The following is a 14,232-nucleotide window of genomic DNA, read 5'->3' as shown; positions in this document are numbered from 1 at the left end:
CTCCCCCGCTTTGCGGGTGAGGAGAAGAAGCGCTTTCCTCCTCCCCTGTGAAACGGGGGAGGTGGCGCGGCGCCGATAGGCGACGTGACGGAGGGGGCGCTACTGAGCCGGCCGTCCAACATCCACCCCGAACAGCCCGCCGCAATGTCCTCTGTCGGGCCTGTGAAGTCCCGCCACAGCGGCCATAGCTTCGCACTGAAGGTACATCAAAACCGCTGGCAGGCAGCCCTCAACGCAAAAGGGGCCGCTTTCGCGGCCCCTTCGCAGTTCGGATCGGCTGTGAGCCTTAGAGATCCAGCAGCAGGCGCTGCGGGTCTTCCAGGGCTTCCTTGACCTTCACGAGGAAGGTCACGGCGCCTTGGCCGTCGACGACGCGGTGATCGTAGGACAGGGCCAGGTACATCATCGGACGCACCTCGATCTTGCCGTTGACGACCATGGCGCGCTCCTTGATCGCGTGCATGCCCAGGATGCCCGACTGCGGCGCGTTGAGGATCGGGGTCGACATCAGCGAGCCGTAGATGCCGCCGTTGGTGATCGTGAAGGTGCCGCCTTGCATGTCCTCGATGGCCAGCTGGCCGTCGCGAGCCTTCTTGCCCAGGGCGCCGATGGCCTTCTCGATCTCGGCCAGGTTCAGCGCGTCAGCGTCACGGACGACCGGAACCACCAAGCCCTTGTCGGTGCCGACGGCGACGCCGATGTCGTAGTGGTTCTTGTAGACGATGTCCTGGCCGTCGATCTCGGCGTTGACGTCCGGCACGGCCTTCAGAGCGGCGACGACGGCCTTGGTGAAGAAGGACATAAAGCCCAGCTTCACGCCATGGCGCTTTTCGAAGACGTCCTTGTACTGGCCGCGCAGAGCCATCACCGCGCTCATGTCGACCTCGTTGAAGGTCGTCAGCATGGCGGCGTTGTTCTGGGCTTCCTTCAGGCGACGCGCGATCGTCTGACGCAGGCGCGTCATCTTCACGCGCTCTTCGCGCTCGTGGATCGGACGCGGCGCGGCCGGAGCCGAGGGGGCCGGAGCCGGGGCGTTGGCGCGGGCTTCCAGGGCGGCCAGGGCGTCGCCCTTGGTCACCCGGCCGTCCTTGCCGGTGCCGGCGACGGTCGACAGGTCCAGGTTGTTCTCGGCGGCGATGCGGGCCGGGGCCGGGCTGACCGGCGCGGCGGTCGGGGCCGCGGCGGCGACCGGAGCGGGCGCGGGAGCCGGCGTCGGCGCGGGAGCCGGAGCCGGGGCGGCCTTCGGAGCCGGAGCGGCGGCGGGGGCGGCCGAGGCGGTCGCGCCTTCGCTCACCACGCCCAGGACCGTGCCCGGGACAACCGTCGCGCCTTCCTCGGCGCCAATGGCGCTGAGCACGCCGTCAGCGGGCGAGGCCACTTCCAGGCTGACCTTGTCGGTTTCGAGTTCGACGAGAATCTCGTCCTTCTTCACCGCCTCGCCGGCCTTCTTGGTCCAGCGCGCCACCGTCGCTTCGGTGACGGATTCGCCGAGGGCGGGGGTCATGATGTCGGCCATGGGTGTTCCGATGTCTCTTGTTTTTGCCGGTCGGGTGTAGCGACGGCCCCGCCTTGCGGGCGGGGCCGATCAAAGGGTTTAGGCGAAGGTCTCGTCCAGGAACGCCTGGAGCTCCTTCATGTGGCGGCTCATCAGACCCGCCGCCGTGGAGGCGCTGGCCGGACGACCGACATAGCGCGCGCGCTTGGCCTTGATGTCCAGCTTGTCGAGCGTCAGTTCGATCCACGGGTCGACGAAGGTCCAGCCGCCCATGTTCTTGGGCTCTTCCTGAACCCAGACCAGCTCGGCGTTCTTGAACCGGCCGAGCACGCCCAGCATGGACTTCATCGGCCAGGGATAGAACTGCTCGAGACGCAGCAGATAGACATCGTCGCGGCCGCTCTTGGCGCGGGCGTCGACCAGGTCGAAATAGACCTTGCCCGAGCAGATCACGACGCGCTTGATCTCGGCGTCGGGCTTCAGGGTCACGCCGCCGACGTCGCAGCCGGCCTCGGCGCCGTCCACCATCACGCGGTGGAAGCTGGAGCCTTCGACGAAGTCCGACAGGTTCGAGACGGCGCGCTTGTGGCGCAGCAGGCTCTTGGGCGTCATGACGATCAGCGGCTTGCGGAACTCGCGCTTCATCTGGCGACGCAGGGCGTGGAAGTAGTTGGCCGGCGTCGTGCAGTTGACGACCTGCATGTTGTCTTCCGCGCACGACTGCAGGAAGCGCTCCAGGCGGGCCGAGCTGTGCTCGGGGCCCTGGCCTTCGTAGCCGTGCGGCAGCAGCATCACCAGACCGCTCATCCGCAGCCACTTGCGCTCGCCCGAGCTGATGAACTGGTCGATCACCACCTGGGCGCCGTTCACGAAGTCGCCGAACTGGCCTTCCCACAGGGTCAGGGTGTTCGGGTCGGCCAGCGAGAAGCCGTATTCGAAGCCCAGCACCGCCTCTTCCGACAGGGCCGAGTCGATGACTTCATAGTTGGCCTGGCCGGCGCGGATGTTGTTCAGCGGCGTGTAGTGCTCTTCGGTCGACTGGTCGATGACGTCCGAATGGCGCTGGGTGAAGGTGCCGCGCACCGAATCCTGGCCCGACAGGCGAACCGGGAAGCCTTCGTCGAGCAGGGTGCCGAACGCCAGGTGCTCGGCGGTGCCCCAGTCGATGTTCTCGCCCTTCTCGATGGCCTCGCGGCGGTTCTCGATGACGCGCTTGACGGTCTTGTGGGCGTTGATCCGGTCCGGAACGGTCGTGATCTGACGGCCGATCTCCAGCAGGCGGGTCTTGGGGAAGTCGGTCTTGCCGCGACGCTCCTCGTCGGCGGGCGTGGCGAAGCCGGCCCACTTGCCGTCCAGCCAGTCGGCCTTGTTGGCCTTGTAGTTCTTGCCGGCGTCGAATTCCTGGTCGAGGAAGGCCTCGAAGTCGTTGACCCAGCCGTCGGCCTCGCCCTGCGTGACGGTGCCTTCCGCGATCAGGCGGTTGGCGTAGAGTTCGCGCGTCGAGGGGTGGCCCTTGATCTTCGCGTACATCAGCGGCGAGGTCATCGTCGGGTCGTCACCTTCATTGTGACCGAACCGGCGATAGCAGAACATGTCGATGACCACGTCCTTGCCGAACTTCTGGCGGTATTCCGTGGACACCTTGGCGGCGAAGACGACCGCTTCGGGGTCGTCGCCGTTCACGTGGAAGATCGGCGCTTCGACCATCAGCGCCACGTCCGACGGATACGGGGACGAACGCGAATAGCGCGGGCTGGTGGTGAAGCCGATCTGGTTGTTGACGATGAAGTGGATGGTGCCGCCCGTGCGGTAGCCCTTCAGGCCCGACAGGGTGAAGCACTCGGCCACCACGCCCTGGCCCGCGAAGGCCGCGTCGCCGTGCAGCAACAGCGGCAGCACGTGGCCGCGGCCGGCGTCCGGCTGTTCGCGCAGGGTGAAGGCCTGCTTGGCGCGGGCCTTGCCGATCACGACGGGGTTGACGATTTCCAGGTGCGACGGGTTGGCCGTCAGCGACAGGTGGACCTTGTTATCGTCGAACTCACGGTCCGACGAGGCGCCCATGTGATATTTCACGTCGCCCGAGCCCTCGACGTCCGAGGGGACCGACGAGCCGCCTTGGAATTCGTGGAAGATCACGTGGTAGGGCTTGCCCATCACGGCGGCCAGCACGTTCAGGCGACCGCGGTGCGGCATGCCCAGGACGATGTCCTTCACGCCCAGCGCGCCGCCGCGCTTGATGATCTGCTCCATGGCCGGGACCATGGCTTCGCCGCCGTCCAGGCCGAAGCGCTTGGTGCCGGGGAAACGCTTGTGCAGGAAGCGCTCGAAGCCCTCGGCCTCGACCAGCTTCTTCAGGATGGCGACCTTGCCTTCCTTGGAGAACACGATCTCCTTGTCGCGGCCCTCGATGCGCTCCTGCAGCCAGGCCTTCTCGGTCGGATCCGAGATGTGCATGTACTGCACGCCGACATTGCCGGCGTAGGTGCGGCGCAGGATCGACAGGATCTCGCGGATCGTCGAGGTCTCCATGCCCAGCACGAAGTCCAGGAAGATCGGACGGTCGTAGTCAGCTTCCGAGAAGCCGTAGGTCGCGGGGTCGAGCTCGGGGGCCGACGGCTTGGGCTCCAGGCCCAGCGGATCGAGGTTGGCGGCGAGGTGGCCGCGCATCCGGTAGGCCCGGATCATCATGATGGCGCGCAGGCTGTCCAGCGTGGCGGCGCGGACGGCTTCGGCGGACGTGCCCGGGGCCTTGGCCTCGATGGCCTTGGTCATCTTGGCTTCGACGGCCGGAGCCACTGTGGGCCATTGGCCGTCGAGGGCCGACAGCCAGTCGGGACGGGCGGTTGGAACGGCGCGCGGCGTCCAGGCCGGATCCTTGGCGGCGGCCTGGACCTGGTCGGCCTGCTCTTTGAGGGTCGAGAAGAAGGCGTTCCACGACGGCTCGACCGAGCCGGGGTTCGCCGCCCACTGGGCGTACAGGTCTTCGACGAACGCCGCGTTGGCGCCGTAAAGGAACGAGGTCTCGGTCAAGACCTGATTGATGATGCCTGCGTCGTCCGCCATGGTTCTTCGCCTTAGATCCGTCGGTCTACGGGACCGGTAACCCAGGCCCGTAAATATAGTGTCTCAATCACCCGGGCGCCCGCGCCATCGGCGGGGACCCAGGTGATTTTTTCGGATCGTCGACTGGCGGTCGCAAAAAACCTGGGCCCCGCGAGGGCGGGGTTTCGGTGTCGTCTTAGCCCTTGAGGACCTCAAGCAGGGTTTCGCCCAGCTTGGCCGGCGACGGCGAGACGCGGATGCCCGCCTCTTCCATCGCCGCGATCTTGTCCTCGGCGCCGCCCTTGCCGCCCGAGATGATCGCGCCGGCGTGGCCCATGTGACGGCCGGGAGGCGCCGTGCGGCCGGCGATGAAGCCGACCATAGGCTTCTTGCGGCCGCGCTTGGCTTCGTCCTTCAGGAACTGGGCCGCTTCTTCTTCGGCCGAGCCGCCGATTTCGCCGATCATGACGATCGACTTGGTGGCTTCGTCGGCCAGGAACAGCTCGAGCACGTCGATGAACTCGGTGCCCTTGACCGGGTCGCCGCCGATGCCGACGGCCGTGGTCTGGCCGAGACCAGCGTTGGTCGTCTGGAACACGGCTTCATAGGTCAGGGTGCCCGAACGCGACACGACGCCGACCGAGCCTTCCGAGAAGATGCCGCCCGGCATGATGCCGATCTTGCACTGGTTCGGGGTCAGGACGCCGGGGCAGTTGGGGCCGATCAGGCGCGACTTGGAGCCTTGCAGAGCCTTCTTCACCTTGACCATGTCCAGCACCGGAATGCCTTCGGTGATGCAGATGATCAGGCCGATTTCCGCGTCGATGGCTTCCAGGATCGAGTCGGCCGCGAAGGGCGGCGGGACGTAGATCACCGAGGCGTCGGCGCCGGTGGCTTCCTTGGCTTCGCCGACGGTGTCGAACACCGGCAGGCCGATGTGTTGCTGGCCGCCCTTACCGGGCGTGACGCCGCCGACCATCTTGGTGCCGTAGGCGATGGCTTGTTCGGAGTGGAACGTGCCCTGGGCGCCGGTGATGCCCTGGCAGATGACCTTGGTTTCAGAACCGATGAGGATCGACATTTAGCGGGCGCCCTTCACAGCGGCGACGATCTTCTCGGCGCCGTCGGACAGATCGTTGGCGGCGATGACGTTCAGGCCGCTTTCCGAGATGATTTTCTTACCGAGTTCGACGTTGGTGCCTTCCAGGCGCACCACCAGCGGAACCTGCAGGCCGACTTCCTTCACGGCGGCGATGACGCCTTCCGCGATGATGTCGCAGCGCATGATGCCGCCGAAGATGTTGACCAGGATGCCCTTCACGGCCGGATCGGCGGTGATGATCTTGAAGGCCGCGGTGACCTTCTCCTTGTTGGCGCCGCCGCCGACATCCAGGAAGTTGGCGGGCTCGGCGCCGTACAGCTTGATGATGTCCATGGTGGCCATGGCCAGGCCCGCGCCGTTGACCATGCAGCCGATTTCGCCGTCGAGGGCGATATAGGCCAGGTCGTACTTCGAGGCTTCGATTTCCTTGGAGTCTTCTTCGCTCTCGTCGCGCAGGGCCTTGATGTCCGGGTGACGGAACAGGCTGTTGCCGTCGAACGACAGCTTGGCGTCCAGGACGCGCAGGTGCCCCTCCCCATTAGAATCGGCCGCCGTGACGATCAGCGGATTGATCTCCAGCATGGCCATGTCCTTGGCCAGGAACGCCGTATAGAGCTGCGTCAGCAGCACGGCGGCTTCCTTGGCCAGGCCGCCGGTCAGGCCCAGGGCCTTGGCCAGCGCGCGCTGGTGGGTCGGCCACACGCCGGTGGCGGGGTCGATCGAGAACGAGTGGATCTTTTCCGGGGTGGCGTGGGCTACGTCCTCGATGTCCATGCCGCCTTCGGTCGAGGCGACCACCGAGACCATCGAGGTTTCGCGGTCGACCAGCAGCGACAGGTAGAATTCCTTGGCGATCGCCGCGCCTTCTTCGATGTAGAGGCGGTTGACCTGCTTGCCCTTGGGGCCGGTCTGGTGGGTCACCAGCACGCGGCCGAGCATTTCGGCGGCATTGGTCTTGACCTCTTCGGCCGACTTGACGACGCGGACGCCGCCCTTGGCGTCGGGGCCCAGGCCCTCGAACTTGCCCTTGCCACGGCCACCGGCGTGGATCTGGCTTTTCACCACGAAGACCGGCGTGCCCAGCTTTTCAGCGGCGGCGAAGGCTTCTTCGGGGGTGAAGGCGGCGAAGCCGCGCGGAACAGGAGCGCCGAACTCGGCGAGTACGGCTTTGGCTTGATGTTCGTGGATGTTCATGAGGGCCCGGTCTCGACGACGGCTTTTCTGAAAATGTGCGCGGGTTATAGGAGCGTGATTTCGCAGGCGCAACCGCACGCGGGCGATAAGGTGAAGGCTTGCGCAGTTCTTATGTCCGAAAGGACAGCGGCGCCGCCCCACTGAGCGCCCTTGACAGGAAGCCCCTGACCTTGCGGCATTGTTACCGGTCACATGCCTGTGGCGGTCATGAACGGACCGCCCGACCCCGTCGACCATAGTTTTATCGACGATCGATTTCGCGGCTTCAGCCCTTTGGTGAGACCGACACCGTCGCCCTACGTTCCAGCTTGCCCCAGCCGACGCTGCCGCCGCGCACGGCGGCCACCACCGACTTGACCACGACATAGTACATCAGCTGGCGATAGCCGAAGCGCTGGACAGGCAGGAACGGCAGGTCGGCCCATGGGGCGCGCTTTTCCAGCGCCATGCCCAGGGCCCCGGCCGACAGGTCGACCAGGATGAACACCGCCCAGTAGAGCAGGCCCTGGATCGTGTCGTCGGGCCGCCACTCCATCGGGTGGGCGATCGCGCCATAGAGGCCGGCGATCAGGCTCCAGACCACCGCCAGGTCGACCAGCGGCGCGGCCACGGCCAGCAGGATCTGGAACAGCCAGATCTGCGGCAGGGCCACGAAGCCCAGCACCGGGGTCTTGCGGCTGAACATCGCCTTGCGGTGCTTCCACACGCATTGCAGCGTGCCGAACGACCAGCGGAAGCGCTGTTTCAGCAAACCACCGACGGTGTCGGGCGCCTCGGTATAGGCCCGCGCTTCGGGATCGAAGGCCACCGACCAGCCGGCCCGCTGGCAGGCGATGGTCAGGTCCTGGTCCTCGGCCAGGGTGTCGGACGGATAGCCGCCCAGCTCGTCCAGCACGCTCTTGCGCCAGGCCCCGACCGCGCCGGGCACCACGGTGACCGCGCCCAGGGCCGACAGCGCCCGTCGCTCCAGGTTCTGGGCGGTGACATATTCCAGCGCCTGCCAGCGGGTGACGATGTTGAGGCGGTTGCCGACGATGGCGTTGCCGGCCACGGCCCCGACCCTGGGGTCCTGGAACCAGCGCACCAGCTGGCCGATCGTCTCGGGCGGGAACAGGGTGTCGGCGTCCAATGCCACGACATATTCGCCCTTGGCCTGGGCCAGGCCCTGGTTGACCGCCCGCGCCTTGCCGCCGTTCTTGAAGCGCAGCAGCGTCACGCGCGGATTGTCGGCGAAGGCGGCCTTGACCTGGGCCGAGGTGCCGTCGGTCGAGCCGTCGTCCAGCACCAGCACTTCCAGATTGGTCCAGGTCGATTCCAGGATCCGCGCCACCGAGGCGGCGATGACCTTCTCCTCGTTGAAGCAGGGGATCAGCACGCTGACCAGCGGACCGGTCTCGGGATCGAGGTCGGGCGGCGTCACCGCCGTCCAGCGATGGACCAGGGCCAGGCTGGCCAGGAACACCAGCCGCGCCACGCCCAGGAAGATGGCGGTCAGGAACAGGGCCGTCATGCCGGTGCGCAGCCAACGGAAGAAGTCGAAGCCGATGCGGTCCAGCGCCAGCTCGACGCCGTCGCGCGAGGTCGGCGGCATGGCCTGGGTCGGGGTCATGCCCGCCAGCTCGCCCACCGTGACCAGGCGATAGCCGCGCGCCCGGATGGCGTCGATCAGGCCCGGCAGGGCCGCCACGGTGCGGCTGCGGTCGCCGCCGGCGTCGTGCAGCAGCACCACCTGGCCCGGATTGTTCCCCGGATGGTCCAGGCGCTCCAGGGTGCGGTCGATGATCTGCTGGGGCGAGGGCTTCTGCCAGTCGTCGGTGTCGATCCGCAGGCCCACGGTCATGTAGCCCAGGGTCTGGGCGATCACGAGCGGGGCCACCTCGTGCGGGGTCGAGGGCTCGGCGTCGCCGAAGAACGGCGGGCGAAACAGGCGCATCGAGCGACCGGTGATCACCTCGAACAGCCGCTGGGTGGCGTTCAGCTCGACCTGCACCTGGGCCAGAGGCGTCTCGCCGATATTGGGGTGGGTCCAGGTATGGCCGCCCACGTCATGGCCCTCGGCCACCTCGCGCTTCACAAGGTCCGGGCGCTTTTGCATGTTCTGGCCGATGACGAAGAAGGTGGCCGGGGCCTGCTTCTTCTTCAGGATGTCGAGGATCTTCGGCGTCCAACGCGCGTCGGGACCATCGTCGAAGGTCAGGGCCACCAGACCCGACTTCTGGCCGTAGCGTTCGATGACATAGGAACTGGGGATGACGTCGTAGGTCTCGTCGTCGACCAGCGACGTGTCCGGATCGAACTCCAGGCTGCGCTTGCCGGGCGTCGGCAGGGCCGAGACGTGCAGCACCTCGCCGCCGCCGTCGAAATCCACCCCCTGCCCGGTCGCCAGGTCCTTCAGCGTATTGGGATCGGCCTTGCCATAGGGCTTACCCAACAGGGTCCAGACGCCCGGATCCTCCATGCCCATCCGCCACAGGCCATAGCCCCGCGGCCGCCAGGGATCGGAGACCTTGATCTGGTTGAACAGGGTGACGGCGTCCAGGAACCACACCTCGTGATCGTCGCCGTTGTCGTCCTTGTAGGCGTAGGTCGGGTTGAGGGCGTCGTCGTCCATGCGGATGGTCGCGCCGCTGTCCTGGGCGTTGCGCATGGCCTCGTGGAACGTCGCCGCCGCGCCCGACGCACGCGTCCCGTCCGGCTTCAGCGTCCAGTCGTAGCCATAGGCGCCGAGGGCCAGGATCGTGCGGTTGGGGTCCAGGCGCTTGAAGCGCTTTTCCAGCTCGGCCTCGTACCAGTCCTGGCCGGCGTTGGGGCCCGGATCGCCCAAGGCGTAGTGCTGGTCGTAGGCCATCAGCACCAGGGCGTCGGAGGCGACCTGCAGGCGCTTGAGCGGCCAGCCCTCCTCGTCGAACGGCGCGGTGACCCAAACCTCGCGGCCCGAGGGCTTCAGCGCCGCGCGGACCTCGTTGAGGAAGCCGGGATAGGCCGCCAATCCCTTGGCCGACAGGGCCTCGAAGTCGAGGATGTAGCCGCCGTAGCCGTGGGTGTTGGCTAGGTCGACCAGATGGCCGACCAGCGCCTTGCGGGCCACGGCGTTGGTCAGCAGGGCGTCGGCGGCCGGACCGTTGAAGGCGGCGTTGGCCGAGTTGTGGACCAGGGGCAGCACGGCCGGATGGTTGGGGGCCGATGCGATGCGGGCCACGCCCTGCGGATCGTCGGTCAGGTCGACGTCGCCGTTCGAGCCCTTGATGGCGATCCACTGCGGAGAGACCACGTCCAGCTTGTCGACATTGCGGCGCAGGCTGTCGCGGGAGTCCTCGTCCCAGCTGACATAGAAGCCGACGTTCAGCGGCCGCTCGGCCTTGCCGTTGGTCGCGACCCGGGGATGGGGCACCCGGCGCCAGGTCTTGGCCTGCCGACCGTGGCGACGCGGGGTCTCCTGGTGCAGCGAGGTCAGGACATGCGGGTCCTTCAGCGGCGCGCTGGGCAGGCGGGGCGCGAAGGCCAGGGTGGCCAGGAAGCCCGCCACCACCGCGGCGACCACCGAGAGCACGATCCCCAGGACCAGCTTGGCCTGGCGGTCCCGCCGGCCCGAAGGATCATGGAAAACGTGGCGGTCGTCGGGAGTCATGGGCGTGCTCGTGGTTCAAGCGGCTCTTGATCCCCGATCTTGGCCTAACCGTGGCCGTTTCGCGCCGACGAAATATCGCGGCAATCTGTCGTACTCAGTCGACCCAGTCGCGTTTCAGGCGGCGTGAGGCGATGATCAGCAGGATCGCGCTGGCGACATAGAAACCCAGGCCGAAATAGAGGGCGTGGCGCATCGACTCCGCGCCATAGCGCGGGGCCAGCAGGTCCGACACATAGCCGAAGAACCACAGGCCCACGGCCAGGCCCAGCAGGTTGTTGATCAGCAGGAACAGCGCCGAGGTCGTGGTCCGCATCGAGGCCGGAGCCAGGTGCTGGACGGCGGCGACCACCGGGCCCAGCCAGGCCAGGTTCAGGCCGGTCGGGATCAGGAACAGCAGGAAGGCCAGCACCATCGAGTGGACGTTCATCGCCAGCAGGAAGCACGGCAGGGCGATCAGGAAGCAGATGGCCGGGGCCAGGGCGTAGGCGGCCTTGTTCTTGGCCCCGAACTTGTCGGCCAGGAACCCGCCCAACCAGATGCCCGCGACGCCGCCGAACAGCGACAGCGCGCTGTAGAACAGGGCCCGCTCGGTCAGCGACAGGCCGAAGCTGCGCTGGAAGAAGGTCGGCAGCCAGAAGGCCACGCCATAGCCGCAGATCGACGAGCAGGCCGCGCCGAACGCCAGCAGCCAGAAGCTGGGCTTAGGCAGGATGGTGGCCAGCACCGCCCCGAAGGCCGGGGCCTTGGGCGGCTCGGTGGGGGCGACTTCGCCCGGTTCGCGGTCCATGCCGCCGCGCGCCGGATCCTTGACCACCAGCTTGAAGATCGGGGCCAGCAGCACGCCGGCCGCGCCCACGGCGATGAAGGCGAAGCGCCAATTGACGTAGGCGGCGATCAGGCCGCCGAACAGCACGCCCAGCGCCGTGCCCAGCGGGATGCCGAACGAATAGACCGCCAGGGCCCGGGCGCGTTGCGACTTGGGGAAATAGTCGGCGATCAGCGAATAGGCCGGGGCCACGCCGCCCGCCTCGCCGATGCCCACGCCCATGCGCGACAGGAACAGCGACCAGAACCCGCCGGCGAAGCCGCAAGCGACCGTGAAGCCGCTCCACAGGGTCAGGGCGACGGTCATGATCCAGGTGCGGCTGACGCGGTCGGCCAGCCAGGCGATCGGCACGCCCAGCGTGGTGTAGAGCGCCGCGAAGGCGACCCCGCCCATCAGGCCCAGCTGGGTGTCGGTGAGATTGAGCTCGGTCTTGATCGACCCGGCCAGGATGCCGAGGATCTGCCGATCCAGGAAATTGAAGGTGTAGGCGAGGATCAGCATCGCCAGGACGACATAGCGATAGCGCGAACGCGGTCGCTCGATGTGGTCGTCGCCCATGGTCGTCCCCTACGCTGGTCTACTGCGGACAAAGAAATGGCGGCGGCGCGTTGCAGCGCGCCGCCGCCAGTTTTTACCTAGATCAGAATGCGATCTCGAGGCTCGCCGAAACCGTGCGCGGCGGGCCATAGAAACCGATGACGGAGTTATTATACGTCGCGACGCCGAAGTTGTAGCCGCCGGTGCGATAACGCTCGTCCGTCAGGTTCTTGCCGGTGAGGGCCAGCTTGTAGTGGTTGCCCGGCGCGGTCCAGATCGCCGTCAGGTCCACCAGGGTGAAGGCCTTCTGGTCCAGCAGCGGCAGGGGCTGCTCGAACTGCTGATAGCTGTCGCGATAGCTGACCATCGGGGTCACCGACAGCACGCCGCCGGCCACCTCGCCCGTCCAGGTCAGGCTGACATTGCCCGTCCATTCGGGGGTGTTCTGGAAGCCGTACAGGTCGGCGACGTTGATAACCTGGCCCGTCGCCAGCGTGGTCGACGGGTTCAGCGGGTTGGGCGCGCCGGCCGGCACGAAGCGGCTGAAGGTGTCGTACTTGGCGTGGATGTAGCCGAGAGCGACATTGGCCGACAGGCTGGCGCTCAGCTTGGCCTTGGCTTCGAATTCGCCGCCGTAGAGGGTGGAGGCGCCGGCGTTGTCGACCGAGCTGGCGATGCCCGAGGGCACCACGACCTGGGTCGTGACCTGCTGGCCCTTGTACTTGCTGATGAAGGCCGCCGAGGCGAACGACACGCGGCGATCGAACAGATAGCCCTTCAGGCCGGTCTCGTAGGCGTCGACCGTTTCGGGATCGTAGCCGTCCACCGTCTGCGGCGTGATCAGCGCGTCGCCGCGCATGTCCCAGCCGCCCGACTTGTAGCCCTTGGAATAGGACACATAGGTCGTCAGGTCGTCGCTCAGGTCGTACGAGGCGCTCAGGCGCGGCGTGAACTGCTCGAAGGTCTTCTGGGCGGCGTAGTTGGTGCGGGTCTGCAGGACCGGACGCGGCGTTCCGCCCTGGAACGGCGAGCGGGTGGCGCCCAGATAGAACAGGCGGAAGGTGTTGCTGCGCTTGTGGTCCCGCGTCGCGCGGGCGCCCAGCGAGACCTTGAACCGGTCGGTCAGGTTGGCGCTGAAGTCGAAGAAGGCCGCGAAGCTCTGGGTGCTGACCTTGCCGCCGTCGGCGATGGACAGGCCGAGGTTCCCGGCGATGGTGTCGAACTCGCCCGAGGCCTGGCTGTTCATGTAGTAGAGGCCGAACACGCCCTGGACGTTCTCGTCCGAATAGACCGCCTGCAGTTCCTGCGAGAACGACCGGTCGTCATAGGTGGCCGGGACGTCGAGGGTCGGGACCGGGGTGCCGTCGAAGTCGATGACGGTGGTCGTGTGGCCCTTGCGGCTGGCGGTGATCGACTTGAAGGTCAGGTTCTCGGTGGCGTTGTACTGACCGGTCAGCGACACGCCTTCGGTCTCGACCGAGTTGTCGTCGCCCAGGCCCGCCTGGGTGTCATAGACGTCCAGCACCGGATAGCTGCCGACCAGGGCCGGCAGTTCGCGGTGGCCGTGACGGGCGTTGGAATCGTCCTTCACCTTGTCGTAGGCTAGGCGGAAGAAGAGGTCGTCGTTGGGCGCATATTCGGCGCTGAGGCGGATGGCCTGGACGTCCTTGTTGTACTGCTCGGCGCCGGTGGTCAGGTTCTTGCCGAAGCCGTCGCGCTTGTAGAGGGCATAGGCGCCGCCCACCGACAGGCCCGTGCCGCCGATCGGGGTCTGGCCCGAGACCAGCAGGTCGCGCTGGTCGTAGCTGCCGTACGTGCCCTTGATCTTGCCGTGAGCCTCGTCGCCCAGGCGCTTGGTCACGTACTTGATGGCGCCGCCGATGGTGTTGCGGCCGTACAGCGTGCCTTGCGGGCCGCGCAGCACTTCGATGCGCTCGACGTCGAACACGTCCAGCACCGCGCCCTGCGGACGGTAGATATAGACGTCGTCGACATACAGGCCCACGCCGGGCTCGTAGCCCCACAGCGGATCCTGCTGGCCCACGCCGCGGATGTAGGAGATCAGGGTCGAGTTCGAACCGCGCGCGGTCTGGACCGTGATGTTCGGGGTCGTCTGCTGCAGGACGGTGATGTCCGCCGCGCCCTGGCGAGCCAGGGTCTCGCCGCTATAGGCCGAGACGGCCACGGGCACGTCCTTGAGGCTTTCCTCGCGCCGGCGAGCGGTGACCACAACCTGTTCGACCTGCAGGTCGCCGGTCGCGGCCGGAGCCTCTTGAGCCGAAACGGCCGTCGCGGCCGCGCTCCATGCCGCGCCAGCCAGCAGCGCAGCCTTCCACATCGAAGTCATTGGGTTTCCCCTCCCTTACGTTCCGCCCATCCCGAACCGGGTCCTTTTGGCGGACGCGTGT

General features: G+C 67.1%; 7 protein-coding genes. All 7 read right to left on the bottom strand.

Going from position 1 to position 14,232, the window contains the following annotated elements; genetic code table 11:
* Positions 1–286 precede the first annotated feature (286 nt).
* The 7 genes from odhB to AC1RUS_RS15360 all read right to left on the bottom strand — a co-directional run bounded on the left by odhB (position 287) and on the right by AC1RUS_RS15360 (position 14,171).
* Positions 287–1,516 carry a 2-oxoglutarate dehydrogenase complex dihydrolipoyllysine-residue succinyltransferase gene (gene odhB / locus AC1RUS_RS15390; RefSeq protein WP_492917454.1) on the bottom strand — a complete coding sequence of 410 codons (1,230 nt, stop codon included), beginning with the start codon at positions 1,514–1,516 and terminating at the stop codon, positions 287–289.
* A gap of 78 nt (positions 1,517–1,594) precedes the next feature.
* A complete protein-coding gene (locus tag AC1RUS_RS15385) occupies positions 1,595–4,558 on the bottom strand; it encodes a 2-oxoglutarate dehydrogenase E1 component (RefSeq protein WP_492917453.1) in 2,964 nt (987 codons plus the stop codon).
* A gap of 175 nt (positions 4,559–4,733) precedes the next feature.
* Positions 4,734–5,618, bottom strand: coding sequence for a succinate--CoA ligase subunit alpha (sucD, locus tag AC1RUS_RS15380; protein WP_492917452.1), 885 nt, complete (start codon positions 5,616–5,618; stop codon positions 4,734–4,736).
* A complete protein-coding gene (sucC, locus tag AC1RUS_RS15375; RefSeq protein WP_492917451.1) occupies positions 5,619–6,833 on the bottom strand; it encodes an ADP-forming succinate--CoA ligase subunit beta in 1,215 nt (404 codons plus the stop codon).
* 265 nt (positions 6,834–7,098) lie between these two features.
* Positions 7,099–10,461, bottom strand: a complete 3,363-nt coding sequence (locus AC1RUS_RS15370) for a glycosyltransferase (RefSeq protein ID WP_492917450.1) — start codon at positions 10,459–10,461, stop codon at positions 7,099–7,101.
* Positions 10,462–10,555: 94 nt separating this feature from the next.
* On the bottom strand, positions 10,556–11,845 hold the full coding sequence (locus AC1RUS_RS15365) for a spinster family MFS transporter (protein WP_492917449.1): 1,290 nt from the start codon (positions 11,843–11,845) through the stop codon (positions 10,556–10,558).
* 82 nt (positions 11,846–11,927) lie between these two features.
* On the bottom strand, positions 11,928–14,171 hold the full coding sequence (locus AC1RUS_RS15360; protein WP_492917448.1) for a TonB-dependent receptor: 2,244 nt from the start codon (positions 14,169–14,171) through the stop codon (positions 11,928–11,930).
* Positions 14,172–14,232: the final 61 nt, after the last annotated feature.

The organism is Caulobacter sp. GW821-FHT10F06 (assembly GCF_058809215.1).
This window is presented reverse-complemented; position numbering and strand designations above follow the sequence as displayed.

Coding starts and splice junctions, on each gene's coding strand:
- AC1RUS_RS15360 (WP_492917448.1), bottom strand. CDS start 14,171: ATGACTTCGATGTGGAAGGCTGCGCTGCTGGCTGGCGCGGCATGGAGC.
- sucC (WP_492917451.1), bottom strand. CDS start 6,833: ATGAACATCCACGAACATCAAGCCAAAGCCGTACTCGCCGAGTTCGGC.
- AC1RUS_RS15370 (WP_492917450.1), bottom strand. CDS start 10,461: ATGACTCCCGACGACCGCCACGTTTTCCATGATCCTTCGGGCCGGCGG.
- odhB (WP_492917454.1), bottom strand. CDS start 1,516: ATGGCCGACATCATGACCCCCGCCCTCGGCGAATCCGTCACCGAAGCG.
- AC1RUS_RS15385 (WP_492917453.1), bottom strand. CDS start 4,558: ATGGCGGACGACGCAGGCATCATCAATCAGGTCTTGACCGAGACCTCG.
- AC1RUS_RS15365 (WP_492917449.1), bottom strand. CDS start 11,845: ATGGGCGACGACCACATCGAGCGACCGCGTTCGCGCTATCGCTATGTC.
- sucD (WP_492917452.1), bottom strand. CDS start 5,618: ATGTCGATCCTCATCGGTTCTGAAACCAAGGTCATCTGCCAGGGCATC.